The 21525-nt window shown below is 56.2% G+C and carries 21 protein-coding genes; 5 read left to right on the plus strand and 16 right to left on the minus strand.

Translation table 11 applies throughout. The features are described from left to right. Nucleotide 1 precedes the first annotated feature (1 nt). The 11 genes from purM to ACYVRB_RS01090 form a co-directional block, all read right to left on the minus strand. A complete protein-coding gene (purM, locus tag ACYVRB_RS01040; RefSeq protein ID WP_461212993.1) occupies nucleotides 2-1003 on the minus strand; it encodes a phosphoribosylformylglycinamidine cyclo-ligase in 1002 nt (333 codons plus the stop codon). After that, nucleotides 1000-2454 (minus strand): amidophosphoribosyltransferase, encoded by a 1455-nt coding sequence (gene purF / locus ACYVRB_RS01045; protein ID WP_461212994.1) that lies wholly within the window; start codon nucleotides 2452-2454, stop codon nucleotides 1000-1002. Before purF ends, purM begins: the two co-directional genes overlap by 4 nt. Next, nucleotides 2439-4646: a phosphoribosylformylglycinamidine synthase subunit PurL gene (gene purL, locus ACYVRB_RS01050; RefSeq protein WP_461212995.1), complete on the minus strand. Its 2208-nt coding sequence runs from the start codon at nucleotides 4644-4646 to the stop codon at nucleotides 2439-2441. Before purL ends, purF begins: the two co-directional genes overlap by 16 nt. Then, nucleotides 4633-5316 (minus strand): phosphoribosylformylglycinamidine synthase subunit PurQ, encoded by a 684-nt coding sequence (gene purQ / locus ACYVRB_RS01055; protein WP_461212997.1) that lies wholly within the window; start codon nucleotides 5314-5316, stop codon nucleotides 4633-4635. The genes purL and purQ overlap by 14 nt, the downstream gene beginning before the upstream one ends. Further along, entirely contained in the window at nucleotides 5313-5564 is a 252-nt protein-coding gene (purS, locus tag ACYVRB_RS01060) for a phosphoribosylformylglycinamidine synthase subunit PurS (protein ID WP_461212998.1), read from the minus strand. The genes purQ and purS overlap by 4 nt, the downstream gene beginning before the upstream one ends. Then, on the minus strand, nucleotides 5557-6279 hold the full coding sequence (purC, locus tag ACYVRB_RS01065; RefSeq protein ID WP_461212999.1) for a phosphoribosylaminoimidazolesuccinocarboxamide synthase: 723 nt from the start codon (nucleotides 6277-6279) through the stop codon (nucleotides 5557-5559). Before purC ends, purS begins: the two co-directional genes overlap by 8 nt. After that, nucleotides 6279-7397 carry a 5-(carboxyamino)imidazole ribonucleotide synthase gene (gene purK / locus ACYVRB_RS01070; RefSeq protein WP_461213000.1) on the minus strand — a complete coding sequence of 373 codons (1119 nt, stop codon included), beginning with the start codon at nucleotides 7395-7397 and terminating at the stop codon, nucleotides 6279-6281. Before purK ends, purC begins: the two co-directional genes overlap by 1 nt. Then, nucleotides 7390-7878, minus strand: coding sequence for a 5-(carboxyamino)imidazole ribonucleotide mutase (gene purE / locus ACYVRB_RS01075; RefSeq protein ID WP_461213033.1), 489 nt, complete (start codon nucleotides 7876-7878; stop codon nucleotides 7390-7392). Before purE ends, purK begins: the two co-directional genes overlap by 8 nt. A 228-nt stretch (nucleotides 7879-8106) precedes the next feature. After that, nucleotides 8107-9828: a phosphoenolpyruvate--protein phosphotransferase gene (ptsP, locus tag ACYVRB_RS01080; protein WP_461213001.1), complete on the minus strand. Its 1722-nt coding sequence runs from the start codon at nucleotides 9826-9828 to the stop codon at nucleotides 8107-8109. Further along, a complete protein-coding gene (locus ACYVRB_RS01085) occupies nucleotides 9828-10094 on the minus strand; it encodes a phosphocarrier protein HPr (protein WP_461213002.1) in 267 nt (88 codons plus the stop codon). Before ACYVRB_RS01085 ends, ptsP begins: the two co-directional genes overlap by 1 nt. A 102-nt stretch (nucleotides 10095-10196) precedes the next feature. Further along, nucleotides 10197-10388, minus strand: coding sequence for a hypothetical protein (locus ACYVRB_RS01090; RefSeq protein WP_461213003.1), 192 nt, complete (start codon nucleotides 10386-10388; stop codon nucleotides 10197-10199). A gap of 221 nt (nucleotides 10389-10609) precedes the next feature. Between ACYVRB_RS01090 and ACYVRB_RS01095 the strand changes: the two genes are divergently transcribed. The 3 genes from ACYVRB_RS01095 to ACYVRB_RS01105 all read left to right on the plus strand — a co-directional run bounded on the left by ACYVRB_RS01095 (nucleotide 10610) and on the right by ACYVRB_RS01105 (nucleotide 14376). After that, nucleotides 10610-12808 carry an ATP-dependent Clp protease ATP-binding subunit gene (locus ACYVRB_RS01095; RefSeq protein WP_461213005.1) on the plus strand — a complete coding sequence of 733 codons (2199 nt, stop codon included), beginning with the start codon at nucleotides 10610-10612 and terminating at the stop codon, nucleotides 12806-12808. Between the two features lie 157 nt (nucleotides 12809-12965). Beyond that, nucleotides 12966-13262: a DUF1827 family protein gene (locus ACYVRB_RS01100; protein ID WP_461213007.1), complete on the plus strand. Its 297-nt coding sequence runs from the start codon at nucleotides 12966-12968 to the stop codon at nucleotides 13260-13262. Nucleotides 13263-13281: 19 nt separating this feature from the next. After that, on the plus strand, nucleotides 13282-14376 hold the full coding sequence (locus ACYVRB_RS01105; RefSeq protein WP_461213008.1) for a MucBP domain-containing protein: 1095 nt from the start codon (nucleotides 13282-13284) through the stop codon (nucleotides 14374-14376). A 718-nt stretch (nucleotides 14377-15094) separates the two neighbouring features. Here ACYVRB_RS01105 and ACYVRB_RS01110 read toward each other — a convergent pair. From ACYVRB_RS01110 to ACYVRB_RS01120, 3 genes are all read right to left on the minus strand, one after another. Next, nucleotides 15095-15952 (minus strand): SseB family protein, encoded by an 858-nt coding sequence (locus tag ACYVRB_RS01110; RefSeq protein WP_461213010.1) that lies wholly within the window; start codon nucleotides 15950-15952, stop codon nucleotides 15095-15097. Nucleotides 15953-15961: 9 nt separating this feature from the next. Continuing rightward, a complete protein-coding gene (locus ACYVRB_RS01115; protein WP_461213011.1) occupies nucleotides 15962-17539 on the minus strand; it encodes a peptide chain release factor 3 in 1578 nt (525 codons plus the stop codon). 123 nt (nucleotides 17540-17662) lie between these two features. Next, a complete protein-coding gene (locus ACYVRB_RS01120) occupies nucleotides 17663-18133 on the minus strand; it encodes a hypothetical protein (protein ID WP_461213013.1) in 471 nt (156 codons plus the stop codon). Between the two features lie 141 nt (nucleotides 18134-18274). On the opposite strand from ACYVRB_RS01120, the gene ACYVRB_RS01125 reads away from it, so the two are divergent. Then, complete coding sequence (locus ACYVRB_RS01125) at nucleotides 18275-19321, plus strand: hypothetical protein (RefSeq protein WP_461213014.1); 1047 nt, start codon at nucleotides 18275-18277, stop codon at nucleotides 19319-19321. A gap of 54 nt (nucleotides 19322-19375) precedes the next feature. After that, on the plus strand, nucleotides 19376-19813 hold the full coding sequence (locus ACYVRB_RS01130) for a GNAT family N-acetyltransferase (protein ID WP_461213016.1): 438 nt from the start codon (nucleotides 19376-19378) through the stop codon (nucleotides 19811-19813). Between the two features lie 43 nt (nucleotides 19814-19856). Here ACYVRB_RS01130 and ACYVRB_RS01135 read toward each other — a convergent pair whose 3' ends face one another. Both ACYVRB_RS01135 and ACYVRB_RS01140 read right to left on the minus strand, forming a co-directional pair. Further along, nucleotides 19857-21008: a glycerate kinase gene (locus ACYVRB_RS01135; protein WP_461213017.1), complete on the minus strand. Its 1152-nt coding sequence runs from the start codon at nucleotides 21006-21008 to the stop codon at nucleotides 19857-19859. Further along, nucleotides 20995-21510, minus strand: a complete 516-nt coding sequence (locus tag ACYVRB_RS01140; RefSeq protein WP_461213018.1) for a hypothetical protein — start codon at nucleotides 21508-21510, stop codon at nucleotides 20995-20997. Before ACYVRB_RS01140 ends, ACYVRB_RS01135 begins: the two co-directional genes overlap by 14 nt. Nucleotides 21511-21525: the final 15 nt, after the last annotated feature.

Below are 21525 nucleotides of genomic sequence, written 5' to 3' on the forward strand. Positions count from 1 at the left end.
ATTACCTCCACACCACGGCGTCTTGCTCGCGGTCGACCACTTGCCCGATCACCTTACTGTGGGGGGCTTGTGCCAACACGGCAGCGGCCGCGTCAGGCGCCACCGCCAACACCATCCCGATGCCCAGATTGAACGTCCGCCGCATCGTCGCCAGGCTCAAGTCGCCCGCTTTTTGCAGCCGTTGGAACAGCTCTGGCCAAGACCAGGATTGGGTATCAAACGCCGCCGCCAAGTTGGCCGGCAACATCCGCGGCACGTTGTCTTCAAAACCGCCGCCGGTGATGTGCGCGGCGCCATGGATCAGGCCGGCGTCGATCATCGGCAAGACGGTCTTGGCATAGATGCGCGTCGGCGCCAACAACGCCGTCGTGATCTCGGTGCCGTCAGACAGCGGCTGATTGCCCAAACTGGTTTCAGCCAGCAGCTGGCGGACCAGCGAGAAGCCGTTGGAATGCACGCCGGAACTCGGCAACCCGATCAAGACATCGCCTGCGGCCACATGTTGCGGCAACAGTTTGTCTTCAGACGCGATGCCGACCGCAAAGCCTGCCAGGTCATAGTGGTGTTGCGGGTACATCCCCGGCATCTCGGCGGTTTCCCCACCGATCAGCGCCATTCCGGCCAAGGAACAGCCATACGCAATGCCGCGCACGACGGTTTCCACCCGCGCCGGCTCCAAGGCGTCAGTGGCCAGGTAATCGAGGAAAAACAAGGGCTTGGCGCCGTCTGCGATCAGATCGTTGGCCACCATCGCGACCAAGTCGATCCCGATCGTGTCGTGTTGATCGCATTGCAGCGCCAACAGGAGCTTCGTGCCCACGCCGTCGGTCGCAGACATCAGCACCGGCTTGGCGACCGATGGCAGCCGGTACGCCGCCGCAAAGCCGCCGAGGTCGCCTAAGACGTTGGCATTTTGTGTCGCTTTGGCGACTGGGGCGATCCGGTGGACGACGTCGTTGCCGGCGTCGACGTCAACGCCCGCGGTTTTATAATCAAAAGTCATGCTGATACCTCCGCGATGTTGATCTCGAGTTTGGCGAGTTCTTGATGCAACGTTTCTTCGTAATCATCGAGCTTGGTTGGATACTCGCCGGTGAAATACGCCACACACAATCCGCCGTTAGGGGCGTCGGTATCCAAACCGACGCTGTCTTCCAGCGCCTGCGTGGACAAAAAGCCCAGCGAATCAGCGCCAAGCAGATCCCGCATCTCGCAGATGCTGTGGTTGGCCGCCATCAGTTCTTTGGTGGTTTGGATATCGATGCCATAAAAACACGGAAAGCGCAGCGGCGGGCTGGCAATGCGCAGGTGCACTTCTTTGGCACCGGCGTCTTTGAGGAGTTGGACCAGCTGAATGGCTGTCGTCCCGCGCACCAGCGAATCATCGACGAGCACGATCCGTTTGCCGGCCACCACGGCCTTGACGGGACTGAGTTTCATCCGCACACTGCGTTCACGCAACGCCTGAGTGGGCTGAATGAACGTGCGCGCGATGTATTGGGACTTGATCAGACCCATTTCGTAAGGGATCCCCGACGCGCGGGCATACCCCAGCGCCGCAGAAAGCGACGAGTTCGGGACGCCGACGACGATGTCTGCGTCTGCAGGCTGTTCTTTGGCCAGATTCTCACCCATCCGCACCCGGGCTTCGTGCACGGAAACCCCGTGGATCTCAGAATCCGGGCGGGCGAAGTAAATATATTCCATCGAGCACACGGCCAGTTGGGTGTCGGTCGTGTAGGACTCAACTTCGAGGCCGCGATCAGAAATCGTGATCAACTCGCCTGGCTGGACGTCGCGGACGAATTCGGCCCCGACGGCGGTCAGTGCGGCGGTTTCCGAGCACACGACATAGCCGCCGCTTTGCAGCTGCCCGACGACCAGCGGCCGGAAACCGTTGGGATCGACTGCCGCATACAAGGCGTGTTCGCTGAGCAGTTCAAAGGCGAACCCGCCATGGACCTTGTTCAATGCAGAGATCAGCTGGTCTTTGAACGTCTTGGCCGGACTGCGGCGGATCAGGTGCATCAAGACTTCTGTGTCTGAGGTCGATTGGAAGATCGCCCCGCTTTGTTCGAGTTGATCGCGTAGCGACAGCGCATTGGTCAAGTTGCCGTTGTGCGCCAGCGCCAAGGATTCATGCGTGAAGCGGAACAACAGCGGCTGGATGTTTTCCAAAATCCGCCCGCCGGCTGTCGCGTAGCGGACATGGCCTAGCGCGGCGGTGCCGGCAAGCTCGCGGATCGATTCCGGATCGCGGAACACTTCAGACACCAGCCCGAAGCCGTAATGCCGGTGCAACCCGTGGTCGGTCAGCCCGACGATGCCGGCGCCTTCTTGGCCCCGGTGTTGCAAAGTGTGTAGCCCCAGATGCGTCAACACGGCGGCGTTAGGGTCGCCCCAGACACCGAAAACGCCACATTCTTCGTTCAGGCTTTTTACTTCAGCTGGCATGGCAAAGCCTCCTCCTGGATCTTAGCTAACTCGTCGATGGTGGCGGCGATCGTCGTATCGGCAAGCGTCAAGTTGAACGCGCCTGAGGTGACCTCCCCTAACAACGTGGCTTGATCGCCCAGTAGCGCTTCGACTTCTGCTTGACGTTCTGGGCTAACGGTCAGCAAGAAGCGCCCTTGCGTCTCAGAAAACAACTGCGTGGCCGTCAACGTACTGGTGCCGGCGACGCCTAAGCGGTTGGCAGCTCCCATCTCAACCAAGGCCGCGGCCAGCCCGCCATCAGAAAGATCGTGGCAGGCGTTGACAAGATGTGCGCGGATCGTCTTCAGTACGAGGTCTTGGGTGGCTTTTTCCGCCTGCAGATCAAATCCGGTCAGCCGCCCAGCGTAAGCGCCGGTTTGCAGATATTGCAGGCTGCTACCGTTGTAATCATCACCAGTGGTACCGACCAGATACACCTTGTCGCCGGCGTGTTTGAAATCGATGGTGGTGATGGCGTCGAGGTCTTCGATCAACCCCACCATGCCGATCATCGGGGTCGGGTGGATGCCGACGCCGGAAGTTTCGTTGTACAACGAGACGTTACCGGAAATCACCGGTGTGTTGAAGACCTTGGTCGCTTCGATGATGCCTTGGGCGGATTCTTCTAATTCGTAGTAAACTTCTGGCTTGCTCGGGTCGCCGTAGTTCAGGCAATCGGTGATGCCCAGCGGCTCTGCCCCAGTAGCGACGAGGTTGCGTGCGGCCTCAGCAACAGTGATGGCACCGCCGATCCGAGGATCGAGCGCCAGCAGGCGGCCGTTGGAATCGGCGGTCATCGCCAAGGCGCGGTGGGTGCCGCGCACCCGGATGACGCCAGCATCTCCGCCTGGCGCGATCACGGTGTTGGTTTGCACCTGGGCGTCGTAGCGTTTGAACAAGTGCCGCTTGGACGCGATGTTAGGCAGCGCCAGCAAGGCTTTCAAGGTCGCGGTCGCGTCGGTAATTTCGGGAACAAAATCCGCCGCTGGATGCGCGAGTCGCTCTGGTTGCTTTGGTTCGGTGGTGTATGTGGGTACGTCGTCGGTCAACAAGCTCACCGGAATGTCGCAGACAACTTCGCCGTGGTGGGTCAGCCGGTACTGATGCCCTGCCGTTACCCGGCCACAAACCACCGCGTCGAGTTCGTATTCTGCAAACAGATCGAGGATCTCTTGTTCATGTCCTGCACGCACGCACAACAGCATGCGTTCCTGCGACTCGCTGAGCATGATCTCAAAAGGCGTCATGCCGGGTTCGCGTTGCGGGATCAAGTCCAGATCCATGGTCATGCCAAAACCGGCTTTGCTGGCCATTTCGGCGGAACTGGATACCAGCCCGGCGGCACCCATGTCTTGGATGCCGACCAAGATGTCTTGGTGTTCGCGGGTGACTTCCAGACAAGCGTCGGTCAGCAGTTTTTCCATGAACGGATCGCCGACCTGCACGGCCGAGCGGTCCGCGTCTTCGTCATTAGAGAACTGCGCCGAAGCAAAGCTGGCGCCGTTGATGCCGTCGCGGCCGGTTTTGGCCCCGACGTAGATGATCGCGTTGTCGACCCCGGCCGCCTTGCCGCGCTGGATGTCTTTTTCGTCCATGATGCCGACGCACATCGCGTTGACCAGCGGGTTTTGTTGATAAGATGCATCAAACTGGATCTCGCCACCCACCGTCGGGATCCCGATGGCGTTACCGTAACCGCCGATGCCGGCGACGACTTGGTCGATCAGGTTCTTGTTGTGCGCGTCAAACGTCGTGCCAAACGCCAGCGAATCCAGGCTGGCCACAGGCTTGGCCCCGATGGAGAAAATGTCACGGATAATGCCGCCGACGCCGGTCGCGGCGCCTTCATAAGGTTCCACGGCGCTAGGATGGTTGTGGGATTCTGCCTTGAACACCACAGCTTTGCCTTCACCGATCGCGATGACGCCAGCGCCTTCGCCGGGACCCATCAAGACGCGGTCATTTTTCGTCCAAAACTGCTTCAAGATTGGCTTGGAATACTTGTATGAACAGTGTTCGCTCCACATGCCTGATTGCAAGCCGACTTCGGTGTAGTTAGGCAAGCGCCCGAGACGCTGGGTGAACAGGTCGTACTCGGCTTCGGTCAGGCCCAATTGCAGGTACGGTTTTTGATCACGGATCTGTTCTGGCGTCGGTTCAGTTTGTAACATGCGCGGCTCCTTTCGTGGCTTCGATCAGACTCTCAAAGACGCCCAGGCCATCGACCCCACCGAGCAAGGCCTCCACGGCACGCTCAGGATGAGGCATCATCCCCAACACGTTACCGCGGGCGTTAGTCAGCCCAGCGATGTCGTTACAGCTGCCGTTGGGATTGTCGGCGTAGCGGAACACCACCTGCTGGTTGGCTTCAATGGTCGCAAGCGTCTCGGGATCAGCGTAGTAATTGCCTTCCCCATGCGCAATCGGCAACGAGATGTTTTGCCCTGCGGCATATTGGTTGGAAAAAGCGGTCTGGTTGTTGACCACGACCAACGGTTCTGGCTCGCAGATGAACTCCAGGCTAGTATTCCACTGCAACGCCCCGGGCAACAGTCCCGCTTCCGTCAAGATCTGAAAACCGTTACAGATGCCCAGCACATACCCGCCATTGTCCGCGAAGCGCTTAAGCGCCGCCATCACCGGCGCAAACTTGGCGATGGCGCCGCTTCTGAGATAGTCACCGTAAGAAAAGCCGCCTGGCACTAACACCAGGTCGTAGCCATCAAGCGTGGTGGCCGTGGCCTTGACCAGCGTCGCGTCTTGGCCAGCAATTTGGCCGACTGCCCACAACAGGTCTTCATCACAATTAGAACCGGGAAAACTCAATACGGCAGCTTTCATGCGCTGACCTCCTCTAAGGTGAAGCGGTAAGCCTCCATGTTGACATTGGCCAGCATCTGGTCGCACAAGTCGTCGACTTGCTTGGAGACGCTATCGTGATCGCCTTCCAACAAGACTTCAAAATACTTGCCAACGGTAACGTCTTTGACGTTGTCTTGGCCAAGGCGGCTCAAGGTGTTTTTGATGACTTCAGCTTTGGGGTCGAGAACACTCGGCTTGTAGTTGACGAAGATCTTGGCTTTATACATGTTGGACTCCTTTTTGTAGGCGGGCGAGGACATCAGCGTAGACATCTGTCAGCGGCGCAAGGTCTTTGCGGAAAACGTCTTTATCCAGCGAGTCGCCGGTGGTTTGATCGACCAAGCGCATGTTGTCAGGGGACAGCTCATCGGCAAGCACTAGGGTCCCATCGCTGAGCCGGCCAAATTCGAGCTTGAAGTCGACCAGGTCGATACCGATCTGATCGAAGCGTTGCTTGAGATAGCGGTTGACCTGATCGGACAAGTCGTGGATCGCCTTGATCGTGGCTTTGTCGACATAACCCAAGGCGATGGCTTGCTCGTCGTTGATGAACGGGTCGTCTAGCGCATCGCTTTTATAGAAGAATTCGTGCACGGCCGGCACCAAAGGACGTAAGTGTTCAACTTGGAACTTGCGCTCGAAACTTCCGGAAGCAAAGTTGCGCACCACCGCTTCCAGCGGGATCATGGCACACTTTTTGACCAGCATGGTCGTGTCGCCAATGGTCTTGATATAATGCGTCGGCAGGCCTGTTTGGTTGAGCTCTTCAAACAACTTGGTGGAGATCTGGCGGTTCAACACGCCTTTGCCTTGGATCTGCACCTTTTTCTTCCCGTTCAAGGCCGTGGCCTGGTCCATATACTCGACCCACAAGACGTCAGGATCGTCTGTGGCATACATCTGCTTGGCCTTACCGGTATACAACAACGCTGTCTTTTCCACTACTTGTCGCCCTCCAATTGAACTTCTTGTAACATGTCATCAACATCCATTCCCGTCACGGTCAAGTGCCCCATCTTGCGTCCAGGGCGGATCTCGGCTTTGCCGTAATCATGAAAATGCCACTGCGGATGGTTGCGCCACGCCGCCTTGGCACGCGTGAGGTTATCGCCTAGCAAGTTACGCATCACCGCCGGCATCTGGAGCTTGATCTCAGGAATCGGCAACCCGCAGATGCTCAAGATATGGGCGTCGAACTGCGAAAAGTTGCACGCTTCGATCGAATAATGTCCGGAATTGTGCGGCCGCGGTGCCAGCTCGTTGACGTAGATGCGATCCAGGGTTTCAAACAACTCGATGCCGAGCACCCCGCGCAGGTGCAAAGCCTCTGCAATCGTCGTCGCCAGCTCATCGATCTGTTGCTGCAACGCCGGCGCCAATTCTGGGGCCGGGGCGATCGTCGTGTGTAAGATGTGGTGTTGATGACGATTTTCGACCACCGGGAACACGCGCACCACATCGTTGCCGTCTTGGGTCACCATCACCGAGAGCTCTCGAGAAAAACTCAGGCGCTGTTCGAGGATACATGGGGCTTTGGCGGCTAACGCAGCTGCCGCCGGTAAGTCGGCTTCGCTGTTCACGTCTTGTTGACCGTGGCCGTCATAGCCGCCGGTGATGGTTTTTAAGATCGCCGGATAGCCGACGCTGGCAATCGCTTCTGACAGTGCCGAAGCGTCTGGGACGCTGGCAAAGTTAGCCGTGGCGACGCCGTGATCGCGCAGGAACGTTTTTTCCGTGATTCGCTGGCGCGTGATTGCCAACAGCTCGGTGCCTTGCGGAAGTGCCGCGTAGGCTTTAGCGGCGTTCAAGGCGTCGAGATCGACGTTTTCGAACTCGTAGGTCAACACGTCGCTGCGCTTGGCTAATGTCATCAGCGCCTGGGTATCCGCGTATTCGCTTTGGATCTGAAAGTCTGCCACCTGGGCCGCCGGTGCGTTTGGTGTCGGGTCTAAGACGCCAACGGTATAGCCCATCTGCTTGGCGCTTTGGGCAAGCATTCGGCCGAGTTGACCGCCGCCGACGATTCCGATCGTTGCTGGTGGCAAGATTGGCTTAGTCATCGAGCAAGGCCTCGCTTTCTTCCGCTTTCTTCGTTTGCGCGGTGCGGAACGCGGTCAGCCGATCCGCCACTTCCGGCTGGGAAACCGCCAAGATGCTGGCAGCAAACAACGCCGCGTTCGTGGCGCCGGCCTCACCGATCGCCATGGTCCCCACCGGCACACCGCCTGGCATTTGCACGATCGACAAGAGTGAATCGACGCCGTTTAATGTTCGGGTTTTAACCGGAACCCCGATCACCGGAACGGTCGTGTTCGCTGCCAACATCCCCGGCAAGTGGGCTGCGCCGCCTGCCCCTGCGATGATCACGTCCACACCGTGCGCCCGCGCGTTCTTGGCAAAAGCCGCCAACGCATCAGGCATGCGATGTGCCGATATCACGTGCTTTTCATAAGGAATCGCCAACGCTTCTAGCTGCTTGGCCACAAGCTTCATCGTCGGCCAGTCAGAACTTGATCCCATCACGATTGCCACTGTCAAAATCGTCACCCGCTTTCTTAAGTTAAGTTGAGTCTAGCACGGGATATTCGGAAAAACAAGGCTATTTACGCACGAAAGTTTGTACAATTATCGTTATTGTTCGGATTTACGAACGTTCGGCAAAACTAGGCCGGTTTATTTGTGCCCCTGTCGCGACTTCAACGGGGATCGTTCGGTTCTGACGACATAAAAAAACCGCCTACGCATTCACGTAGACGGTTCAATGTTGAATTACTTGGTGAATTCTTCAACCAACTTCTTGTTGTCATCGTTGGTGACAGATTCGTTGATCGCTTTGTCGGCCAAGGTCTTCATGTCTTCGGTGGACAGCTTCTTCATGAGGCTGCGGACCTTCAAGACACTAGTTGCGGACATGGAGTATTCATCCAAGCCCATCCCCAGTAAGAGTGGCACCATGATCGGGTCGCCAGCGGCTTCCCCACACATGCCAGCCCACTTGCCTTCTGCGTGCGCAGAATCGATGACGTGCTTAACCAAGCGCAGGATCGATGGGTTGTATGGCTGATAGAGGTAAGAGACATGCTCGTTACCACGATCGGCGGCCATGGTGTATTGGATTAAATCGTTGGTCCCGATGGAGAAGAAGTCAACGTGCTTGGCGAATTGATCGGCCAAGACAGCGGCGGCTGGGATTTCCATCATCATGCCGAGTTCGATGTCGTCGGAGACTTTGACCCCGTCGGCAACGAGCTTGTCTTTTTCTTCCAGAAAAATGGCCTTAGCGGCTTCAAATTCTGGAACGGTAGCGATCATCGGGAACATGATGCCCAACTTACCGTATGCGGATGCCCGCAGCAAGGCGCGCAACTGGGTACGGAAGATGTCATCACGATCCAAAGAGATCCGAATCGCCCGGTAACCCAAGAATGGGTTCTGTTCTTCTGGTAATGGCAAGTAAGGCAGATGCTTGTCGCCGCCGATATCCATCGTGCGGACAACGACCTGCTTATCACCCATGGTTTCCAAGACTTGCTTGTAGGCTTCGAACTGGTCGTCTTCGGTCGGCAGTTCCGCAGAGTCCATGTATAAGAACTCGGAACGGTACAAACCGATCGCTTCAGCCCCGTTGTCGACCACACCAGTGAGATCCTTCGGGGTCCCAATGTTGGCAGCGATGGTGAAGTGCTTGCCATCAGCAGTCATGGTCTTTGCAGTCTTCAGGGTCGCCCATTCGGCCTTTTGCTTGGCATAGTCGCTGGCTTCTTGTTCAGAGGCCTTGACCTGTTCAGGCGTTGGGTCGATGGTGATCTCACCGGTCAAGCCATCAACGGTGACGAGTTGGCCTTCCGTGATATCATCGGTCACCGATTGGGCACCGACAACAGCAGGAATTTCCAACGAGCGTGCCATGATTGCGGAGTGTGCCGTGCGGCCGCCGATATCGGTGACAAACGCCTTGACGTACTTCTTGTTCAACTGAGCGGTGTCAGATGGGGTCAAGTCGTGGGCAACCACGATGACTTCTGAGTCGATCAGCGCAGGATTAGGCAACGCGCGGCCTAACAAGTGTGCAAGCACTCGCTGGGAAACGTCGCGAACATCAGCCGCACGTTCTTGCATGTACGGGTTATCGACCATACCTTCAAACATCGCGATAAACGTGTCAGACACGTTCTTCAGCGCTGCTTCGGCATTGATCGCTTCGTCTTTGATTTTGCTTTCTATTGCACCAGTAAATTCCGGATCTGCCAGAATCATCATATGCGCGTCGAAGACTTGTGCTTCTTCTTCGCCCAGAGATTCCGCCGCCTTGTCACGGATCAGCTTCAATTCGCTGTTACTCTGCTCTAGCGCAGAATGCAGACGCTGAACCTCAGCGTCTGCATCTTTAATAGAAGTCTGATTGAATGACAAGTCAGGTTGCACCAGCATGTAGGCTTTCGCGGTTGCGATGCCATCACTAGCGGCGATCCCCTTGAGTTGCTTTGTCATTAGTCAGAGAGGCCTTCCTTCTTCATCGTTTCTTCGATGGCTGCAATTGCGTCGGCTTCGTCGGCGCCTTCTGCGGTAATGGTAACATCGGCACCCTGGCCAACACCCAAGGACATAACGCCCATGATGGACTTCAAGTTAACGCTCTTGCCCTTGTATTCCAAGTTAATGTCAGAGTTAAACTTGCTGGCAGCTTGTACCAAGAGGGTTGCCGGACGGGCGTGGATCCCTGTTTCTGCAATAACATTAAATTCGCGTTTTTCCATGAGTAATCTGCTCCTTCGTCATTTAAAAAAATTTTTGCCGAATAGAATGGACACATTCTATCTCCTGTAAACCTTACCATTATTCCGTTGTCTCGACAAGTTTTAATTGCTTGCCAAGGGGTGGTAATGGTAAATAATCTTGCCTTCACGCTGGGCTGTCCCGACAATCTCTTTACGTGCAGGATAATTGGTCCAGGCGGTGCGGAAAGCGTTGAACGTGCTGGGATCGATGGCGATCTGGTCAATCTCGCCTGCGCGCAGCTGATCCATCAGCTGTGTGTAGTCTGGTGTCAATTAGTTGCCCCCTTCCGTCTTACAGGTTTACCATAGCATTAAGGAGGCGATACGGCAACCACAAAACCATATATAGCAAGGGTCTAACTGACTTTTTTAGCACTCTCTGCATTAGAGTGCTTGCATTTTCAAAATACCCGTGTATACTGAGCTTTGGTCAGTGAAGGTCAAATCCGACGCAAGGCATGTTTTACCTTGCGTGATAGAAAGGTAGTGACAAAATGCTGTGTGAAAACTGTCATCAAAATCCCGCGACGATTCATTTGTACACGAGTGTTAATGGGACGAAACAAGAGATCAACTTGTGCCAAAATTGCTACCAACAATTAAAGCAACAAGCAGGAGGCAGTATGCAACCAACCAATGCAAACGATCCATTCGGCTTCAACAGCCTTGATGATATCTTCAAGGCGATGAGCTCAGGCATGGACCAAAGTTCTCAAAATGCGCAGCAAACCCCGCCTACCCAAGCCGGGCGCGGCGGTGGCGGCGGTGGTAACCGAGGCAACCAAAACAGTGTCTTGGGCCAGTTCGGGGTCAACCTGACAAACAAAGCCAAAAACGGTGAGATCGACCCAGTCATCGGTCGCGACGGCGAAATCGCCCGCGTGATCGAAATCCTCAACCGCCGGACCAAGAATAATCCGGTCTTGATCGGTGAAGCCGGGGTCGGCAAGACCGCGGTCGTTGAAGGTCTGGCTTTGAAGATCGCCAATGGTGATGTGCCGGTCAAGCTTCAAGACCGCCAAGTCATTCAACTTGATGTCGTTTCCTTGGTGCAAGGCACCGGGATCCGCGGTCAGTTCGAACAACGGATGCAACAGCTGTTGAACGAACTCAAGCAAAACGACAACGTCATCTTATTCATTGATGAAATCCATGAAATCGTTGGCGCCGGCAACGCTGAAGGTGGCATGGACGCCGGCAACGTGTTGAAGCCGGCGTTGGCTCGTGGCGAACTGCAACTCGTCGGTGCCACCACCAACAATGAATATCGCCAAATCGAAAAAGACGCCGCCTTGGCTCGTCGTCTTCAGCCCGTCACCGTTGACGAGCCGAGCCCAGAAGAGACCATCGAGATCTTGCACGGCATCCAAAAGCGTTATGAAGACTTCCATCACGTCAAGTACACTGAAGGCGCGATCCAAGCCGCGGTCAACTTATCCAACCGCTACATCCAAGACCGTTACCTCCCCGACAAGGCGATCGATTTGTTGGATGAATCAGGCTCCAAGAAGAACCTGACCATCCAAGTGGTCGATCCCAAAGCCTTGAAGGCGAAGATCGACGATGCGGAAAAGCAAAAGCAAGCCGCCCTTAAACAAGAAGATTATGAAAAAGCCGCCTTCTACCGCGACCAGGTCAACAAGCTCGAAAAGATGCAAGAAGACCAAGCCAAGGTGGAAGACGAAGACACGCCAACGGTCACCGAAAAAGACATGGAACAGATCGTCGAACAAAAGACGAATATTCCGGTCGGTGAGCTGAAGAAGCAAGAGCAACAACAGCTTAAGACGCTGGCACCAGACCTTAAGGCACACGTCATCGGCCAAGACAACGCGGTCGATAAAGTGGCGCGTTCGATCCGGCGCAACCGGGTCGGCTTCAACAAGTCTGGCCGACCGATCGGTAGCTTCTTGTTCGTTGGCCCTACCGGCGTCGGGAAGACCGAGCTGGCTAAGCAACTCGCCAAAGAGCTGTTTGGTTCTGAAGAAGCGATGATCCGCTTTGATATGTCGGAGTACATGGAGAAGTTCTCCGTGTCTAAGCTCATCGGTTCACCTCCGGGCTATGTTGGCTATGAAGAAGCTGGCCAGCTCACCGAAAAGGTCCGCCGCAACCCTTACAGCCTGATCTTGTTGGACGAAGTGGAAAAAGCGCATCCTGACGTCATGAACATGTTCTTGCAGATCCTCGACGACGGTCGTTTGACCGACAGTCAAGGCCGCACTGTTTCCTTCAAGGACACGATCATCATCATGACTTCCAATGCCGGTTCTACCGATGCAGAAGCCAACGTCGGCTTTGGCGCCAGCCTGAACGGCACCACCCACTCCGTTCTCAACCAGCTGGGTAACTACTTCAAGCCGGAATTTTTGAATCGGTTCGATGACATCGTTGAGTTCAAGTCCTTGAGCAAAGACGATCTGTTGAAGATCGTCAGCTTGATGATCGATGACACGAATGCCAACATTCACGACCAAGGCCTGACGATTCACGTCACTGACCCAGTCAAGGAGAAGCTGGTCGAATTAGGTTACGATCCTGCCATGGGGGCACGGCCGCTGCGCCGGGTCATCCAAGAGCAGATAGAAGACCGTGTCGCTGACTTCTATCTCGACCATCCGTCCGCAACCGCGCTGGAAGCGCGCATTGCCAACGGTGAGATCGCGATCACCGAAAAAGCCGCTAACGCGTGATTCTGTCATAGATTTACCGAAAATGTCCTGTCTCGATTCGAGGCGGGACATTTTTGGCGCTTGTCGGGGCTATGCCTAGCAGTTTGAGGCTGGGTAACCTATAATGAAAGCAGAACCAATCATATTCCTTGTCTATAAGCGAAAGGACGTGTGTACAATGAGGCTGATCGATATCACCAACAGCTATCCGCACCTCGTCGCGCAGCAGTTAGCGCATACGGATGCACAATTCGTTAAGGTCTATTCGTTGGGCAACACCACCGTGATCTACACGCAAGCGGCGACCCATGATGAACTTCTCTTCACCAACGAAGCCCGCAATATTCAAGACGCCGAGTTGCGCTTCACCTTAGACAAGCTTTATCACGTCGACCTCGCAGATGTGACCGTTGTCCGCGGCGACAAGCTCGCCGAGATCAGTCTGCATTCTCGCCAACGCGTGAACGAATCCTGATGTCTTTTTGGAGTTGCCTATGAGTTTGATCTCTTTGATCCGTTCTTGGTTGCAACCGCGATCAGCGGCCAAACCGACACCGACGAATCACCACCAGCCGCGCCGACCAAAACCGGCGCCATCACCCAAAGATCCCCAACCGACCCCGCCATTGCCACAGGCCACCGGCCCAGTCGACAGCCGTGTGCGGGTGCGGGTCTATTATCAAAATGCGAGCACCCACGCCAACCTGCGGCCACCAGTCGAACTGGTCGGCACGCCAGGCGACCCTTTGCCTGTCACCTGGCAGGTTTTGCCAGGGTTCGTCTTGACTGCCATTGTTGGCTTCACGCAGGTTTTCCCCAACACGAATCAATCCCTGTTGTGTGCATATTCCCCGCGCGTCGCCGGTCCGGTAATGATCTACCACCGCGACGGCGCCGGCGACTTGTTGCAGGTCCCGGAAGTGCTCACCGGCGTCGTCAACGAGGCGTTCACCGCCAAGGCTTTAGCAAAGTTCGCAGATCATGTCGTGGGCGACGCTGAGCAATCGGGCACCTTTTCCGCGACCAGCCAGCGCCTGCGCTTCACCTACAACCTATCTCCACTTGAAGCCGGACAACGGCCAACAGACGCGTATATTCAACTGCTCAAGGCCAAACTGGTTTATCAAGCTCCACTCGCGGGATCCCCTTTGCCAGGACAGTTGCCAGCTAAAACGTTTTGGCGGGTGTTTGCCTTGATGCGCGACACCAACACTGATACTGTGTGGCTAAACATCGGCGGCAATCAATGGCTGACAGCCGCTGACACCACTGGGCGCGCCGAGAATCCATTCCTCCCCGACCCCACACCGCTGACCCTGCCCCACAGTCTGTTTACCAATCAAGAATCCGCCTGCCGCCTCCGCGGCACCGCCATCGCTGACGCCACGTTGTGGACGACGCCGTTTGGCGAGATGCGCAGCCAACGACTTAAAGAAGGCACGCCTGTTTCGATTACTGCGGTCGCCGAACTCGACAACGATTCGCGCTGGTATCGCCTCAGCGACGACGCGTATGTTTTAGCGTTTTTCATCACCGTCGACGCCGCTGAACACCCTGCCACCACCGTTTGGGGTGGCGTCACGCACTAACCCACCAAGCGCCGGATTCCAATCGAATCAGGCGCTTTTTGCGTTGACGTTGTCCGGCGGCGTAAGTGTCTGGTGTTGGGTAGACCAGTTAGCTGGCGGGCGTGGGCGAAAGTGACTCCAGCAGGTTTCAATCTGTCGTAGTGGCGGTGCTCGGTGGAGCTAACTCTCCGCTACGCTTCGAGTGGATCTCCACCTGCGCTGGTTGTATGGCGACAAGTCGCCAACAACGATGCCACCACGTCAGATTGACCTGCTTCCGTCACTTTCGCCCACACCCTAGATTCTGCGTATCCGGATAATTTGATCTCATGGACAACCGAGTCGACCCCATTGATTGCAATTAATGCATTCTCAGTTAGACGGTGTTGTCTGCCACCAGCTCATTTCTGCTTTCTTGGAAATTGCCACTTCCGGTGATGCAGGACGCTAACGTCAGGGTTTGGTGTGTGGAGGCCCGAGATGGCTCAGGCGCGGCATTGTTGTTAGCGGCTTGGCCGCTTACAACAAAGGCGTCGAAGAAGATCCACTCGGCGGAGCCGAGTTAGCTTCTGAGCGCCTCGCACCGTTCCAGCCATCTCAAGGGCCGGAACACATCAAACCCGACCTGTACCACTATCCCCAACACAGCTCAAAGAATACTTACGCTGCCGGACAGCGTAAGTTTATCTGATCAAGTCAAACAAAGCCGCGACGGTTAAACCGTCGCGGCTTTGTTTGCTTATTTGGCGTAGAACGGCACGGCGCCGTTGGTGGCACCGGCGAGTTCATCGCTGTATGGGGCGATGGTTAAGCCGATGTCTTCTGCATCGAGGTACTCGTTGGCCAGCACCGTCAGGTCGTCGAAGAATTGGTCCTGATCGTCGCGCTCCGGCATATCGAGGATCAGGAAGAACGACTGGGCATCGCCCATCGTCAGCGTCCGCATCCAGGCGCGTTGAACCTGGCCATCAGCGGCAAACTTATCGACCAACGTCTCCAACAAGCCATCTGGTGCCTTCCGGCCATCACCGACGTGGACCGGTTGTTCTTCGGTTTCGTGGCGGGACTTGGCTTGCTTGTCCAGATCGAGCAGCGAATCGCGATCCAGCGTGATGTTGTCTGCAAACGGATTGATGACCGCGCCGCGAACGTCAGGATTGCTGGAGATGAACTGCACCATCTCGGCGAAGTTGATCACGATACCTTGGGCCTGGTCAACTGCGTCTTGATTGCCACTTTCTGTCCATTGGTCGAGCAGTGTCAGCGCCGCTTGCCAATCAGTGAAAAACGGTTGGAAGGTCTGGTCGTCTTGGCCGGTGAGCAGCGGAAAATGTAGCTCTAGCTCTTGATCAAAATCCAGATGTCCGTCGGCTTTGGTTGGCACTTCCTCGTCGCTCAGCACCAAGGTGATCAAGCTAGAATGCTCCACCAGCTCTTCTAAAAACGTGCCCATGTTGTCGTCGGATTGGTCTAGCGTCACCTTCCGCCACAGCGCCAAGAGGTCGTCGTTGGTGGCTTGATGAACCGGATCGACCCCATCTTGATGGGGTTGTTCAGAATCTGCGTCGTTGTTTTTACCGAAGTTAAAAATTCCCATGATAGCCTCCTAGAGTTTGGCGGTTAAGCGGACGTCTGGATACTTGTCTGCAAACCAGCGCTCTGCGTATTGGTTCTCGAATAAGAAAAGTGGTTCGTCGTGGATGTCTTTGACCAGCAGGTTACGGGAGCTGGACATGTTCTCGTCAAGCTGCTCCGGATCGATCCAGCGCGCCACGCGGCTGCCGATCGGGGTCATCACAACTTCAGAATTATATTCGTTTTGCATCCGGAACTTGAAGACTTCAAACTGCAACTGCCCGACCGCACCTAAAATGTAGTCGTTGGTCGAATAGGTCCGGTAAAGCTGTACGGCCCCTTCTTGCACCAGCTGTTGCATGCCTTTGTGGAACGATTTTTGCTTCATCACGTTTTTGGCGGTGACACGCATGAACAGTTCTGGGGTAAACTGCGGCAAGGCTTCATACACGAGTTTCTGCTTGCCGGTGTAGATGGTGTCGCCGATCTGGAAGTTACCGGTGTCGTACAGACCGACGATGTCACCAGCAACGGCGGTCTGCACGGATTCGCGCGCGTCAGACATGAACTCGGTGGCGTTGTTCAGCCGCAAGGGTTTGCCAGTACGCGCCAAAGTAACATCCATCCCCCGCTGGAACTCGCCGGCGCCGATGCGGACAAACGCGATCCGGTCACGGTGTTGCGGGTTCATGTTGGCCTGGATCTTGAAGACGAAACCGGAGAAGTCCGGCGCCGTTGGCATCAGCTCACTGCCGTCTTGCATGATATGCGGGCCCGGGGCCGGCGCCATGTCAACGAAGTGTTTCAAGAAGGTTTCCACGCCGAAGTTGGTCAACGCAGAACCGAAGAACACCGGCGTCTGGTCGCCTTGCATGATCTTCTTGAGGTCATATTGGTTGCCGGCGTCGTTCAACAGCTCGATGTCATCGAGCGTGTCGCGGTAGATCGATTCGTTGGCGATTGGTTCGCTCGGATCGAGCTTGCCGTCCGCGTCGAGCGGCAAGTAGCGCTCGCCGGCTTCGTTTTCGCGGTAAAGTTCGATCTGGTTGTCGCTGCGATCGTACAACCCGATGAGTCCCTTACCCATGCCGATCGGCCAGTTCATCGCATAGCCTTCGATGCCCAGCAAGTCTTCAAGTTCTGCGATCAGATCCAAAGGTTCGCGGCCATCACGATCGAGCTTGTTCATGAAGGTAAAAATTGGAATGCCGCGCTTTTTGACGACCTTGAACAGCTTCTTGGTCTGCGCTTCGATCCCTTTGGCGGAGTCGATCACCATCACGGCGGCATCAACGGCCATCAGCGTCCGGTACGTGTCTTCGGAGAAATCTTCGTGCCCAGGCGTGTCCAAGATGTTGATGCGCTTGCCGGCATAATCGAACTGCATCACGGAACTGGTGACAGAGATCCCACGCTGTTTTTCGATCGCCATCCAGTCAGACTTGGCGAAATGCCCCGACTTTTTGGCCTTGACGGTCCCGGCTTCGCGGATGACGCCGCCGAACAACAGGAGTTGTTCGGTGATCGTAGTCTTCCCGGCATCAGGGTGAGAAATAATCGCAAACGTGCGCCGCTTGGCGACTTCTTCTTTTAAAGCTTGAGGTTTCATGGATTGTCCTTTCGAAGTTCAACTGGCCGCCTTTTGACGGCTCACGAAAAGCCCCGACGCAACCGGCCGAGGCAATGGTCTTTATCCATTATAAAGAAGTGTGTCGCCGGCGTCTAGCCGCAGTTAGTCGCTGAACCCGTCGCGCACGACCGCTTCGACATACGCGCGCAAGGGATCCGTAGCGCCTGCAACCGTCACATCGGCATGGGTGATCTTGATCGAAAAATCCGCGTTGTTGGCCGCAAACACGCCGACCTGGCTAGATTTCGCGGCAAAATGTTCGTGGGCTTGCTCGAGTAGCGCAAAGAAATTGACCACGCGCGTCGGCGTGCCAAAATCGCCTGCCACCACGGCTTCGCTGTCTGCGGCATACCGCAACACATGGAAACCGTCGAATTCGGTGATATCGACATCTGCAAATTTGTCCAGCTGGGCGCGCTGGCGGTCGAATTCATCGATCACAGTGTTGGCATCGGTATGGCAGACGTTGGTGATCCCGATCAAATTGCCCAGCGGCATGTCGTGATAATCGTTGTGGTGATGACTGAGATACTGGGTGACGGGTTCGAACCCGCGGGGTTGTGCTGTGCTCATAAAAAAGCCTCCTTGAATAAGTGCTTGCGGTTAACTCTAATGGATTTACATTAAATTTGCAATCATTTTGCCATTTTTAACTCAGAAAATTTAGCTGGTGTCATGTCTGCGAATTTAATAGGCATAAGGAGGGGAAAGCTTATGTTAAGTGGGATATTCATTATGATCATTGGTGTGGCAGGATTGATCGGTATCTTCATCGCCAAGCACAAGCGCCAGTTCAAAGTCGCACCGTTTGCCGTTGCCGCCGGGCTACTGCTGGCTGCCGGGCTGATCCGGCTCAGCATGGCGAGCACAACCGCGGATCTTGGGGCACCAGAACCCGAATCCGCAAGTGCGTCTAGTTCAACAACCGCGCTGACCAACGCCGGCAAGCTCGACATCGATGGTAAGACTTACACCGCGGATTACGACAATGACAACCAAGCCGCTGTCGCCTTCACCGGCCACGAAGGTGACAAGCTGACCATCACAGACAGCAGTGACCAGAATCAGACGGTCTCTGAATGCTTTGACGCTGAGCGTGAGAAGAAGTATTGGTTCACCGCTGAATCGGAGCCCGCCGTGTTGCATTTTCGCGTCGAAGATGACAGAAGCTACCAAACCGCGACTGTCACCGTCAAACCCGACCCTGACGCAGAAGCCAAGGCGGCAAGCGAAAGCACAGCGATCGCGCGTGCAGATTCCGAATCTGCAAGTCGGCAAAGCGCCAAAAGTGCCAGTGTGGCCGCAAGCATCCGCAGTGCATCGCTTGCCAGCTCCTCCGCGTCAGTTTCTGAATCCATCGCCGCCAGCCAATCCGCTTTGCAGGCCAATGCGGCCAGCGCGGAAGCCGAGCGCAACAAATACAACACCAACATCACCTTCGATCAGCTCGCGCGCAATCCCGACGACTACAATGGCGAATTCCTGCACCTGACTGGGAAGGTGCTACAAGTCCTCGAAGGCGATGAGCAAACCGACTTGCGCGTGGGTATCGACGGTGACTACACGCATGTCGTCTTGGTCGTCTACGACCCCACCATCATGTCGTCACGTATCTTAGAAGACGACAAGATCACCTTTTACGGCATGAGCCTCGGCACCCAGACTTATGAGTCAACGCTGGGCGCTGAGATCACCGTGCCCCTCGTGGTCGCAGATAAGATCGAAGATAGCGGCCCGGCACCTGATGATTATGGCTACTAAGGCCGAATTCCGTGCTATAATTGATGATAATCTAATGAGAAATCGGTGATCAGCATGGAAATTAAAACCACAACACGAACCAACTCGGCGACTTACCAAGACGCTTTGGCGATTCGTCAGGCCGTTTTTGTGCGAGAGCAGCACGTCGACCCGGCGCTGGAAGTGGACGCCGATGAAGATCGCTGCACCTACTTTGTCGCATATGAAGCCGGCCTGCCGATCGGGTGTGCCCGCTTGTTGCCTGAAGACTACGGCTACCACGTGCAGCGCGTTGCCGTTGAAAAGGCCTTCCGCCACCGCGGTGTGGGCAAGGCGTTGCTTGACGCCATGCGCAAGTTTGCCCAAGAGGTGCAAGCGCCTGAACTGCGGCTTGGCGCGCAGATCCAAGCGCTGGGCTTTTACAAGGCGCTGGGCTACACCCCAACGGATAAGCCCCAGTTTGAAGAAGCAGGCATCCAACATCAAGAGATGCACTTGATGCTGAACAATTAAACCAAAAATACCGGCCGGATGATTGGCATCCAGCCGGTATTTTTTAATGGAGCGTCAAAATCCGCATCGCCGTTTCTCCGGCAACCGTCAAGTTGGTTGCCGTGGCGGCCAAGGCTGAAGCGAGCGGTTGCGGCTTCAACCCGATTGGAAGCACGACGTCGATACCGGCGGCAAACACCGGATCGATTGCTTCTGCGCGGGCGCCACACACCGCAATCACCGGCAGTTGATATTGTTTGGCCAGTGCGGCCACGCCGGCCGGGGCCTTGCCGTTGGCCGTCTGCGCGTCGATCCGGCCTTCGCCGGTGATGACGGCATCGGCCTTCGCCATCAAAGCCGGCATCCCCGCCAGGCGCAAGATCGTCTGGATCCCAGGCTCGACTTTGGCGTGCGTGAACGCCATCAAGCCGGCCCCTAACCCGCCGGCAGCGCCGGCGCCTGCGGTTGCGGCAACGCTGACGCCGGTGGCTTGAGCGACCAATCGCGCGTAATGATCCAAGGCGACATCGACTTGAACCACGGCGTCTGGCGTCAACCCTTTTTGCGGGCCGTAAACCGCCGCGGCGCCGGTGGCACCGAGCAAGGGATTGGTGACGTCTGCCAGCAAGCGCACGTCGATGCCTTCAAGTTCAGGTGCCAACTCGCTGACATCGATCTGGTCCAGTTCCGCCAGGCCGGCTGCGCCGGGACAGATCGCGGCGCCGGTAGCGGTGCGTAACTGCACCCCGAGCGCTTGGGCCATGCCGGCGCCGCCATCAGTCGTCGCCGACCCGCCAAGGCCGACATAGATCCGCTTGGCCCCGCGCGCAACCGCAGCCAGCAAGAGCTCGCCCACGCCGTAAGTCGACGCCTGCATCGCCTGGCCGAGACTTTGGTCAGTCATCGCCAACCCGGCGGCCTGTGCCATTTCGATCACGGCGGTGTGGGCATCGAGCATGGCAAACGTCGCCGTGGTCTTATTGCCCAGCGCGTCTTGCACCACTTTGGGGTGGGCAGTGGCGCCAGGTACAGCGGCCAACAAGGCGGCGACGGTGCCTTCACCACCGTCAGCAATCGGCACTGTTTGCACGACCGCTTCGGGCTGCACCCGCAAGATGCCGGACGCGACCGCTTTTTCAGCAGCGAGGCTGGTCAGCGACCCTTTGAACGAATCGATCGCCACCACGATTCGCATCGCTTCACTAGTCGAACTCATCGTAGCCGTCCAGCTGATCGAGATTGATGTATAGCGTGTGCTTGACCGCGGTCACAACGCCTGCTTCGAGTTGGTATTGCTCTAAGTAATACGGATGGTCGGTCTGTCCGATATGACTCGGCAGCGGGAAGCCGGCGTGTTCCAGTCGTTCCAGGCCTTTCATGTACGTCGTTTCGACCGGCAACATGTTCAACACGCCGTTGGCCGGTTCGACCACTTGGCCGATCGTCGCTTCTGGCAGCTTCAGCTTTTCAAGGCCATCAGGGGCGCTGGCTTCTGCCGGTAAGACACTGCCGATCCAATATTGGAACGTGCCGTATGGCGAAAACACCAGCATATACGTGCGATTCGGGGTTGTAGTCTGAGCGTCGAGCGCGGCAAAATGCCCGGCCTGCTCGAATTCATCCCAGCAACTGGCAAACGTCCCCATCTGATCTGTGTCTTCGGTCATATACACCTGGCCGACAAAGCTCAATGCTGGCTGTTTCAATAACTCTGTCATAATCTGCTCCTTTAC

The organism is Lacticaseibacillus boliensis, from assembly GCF_054784775.1.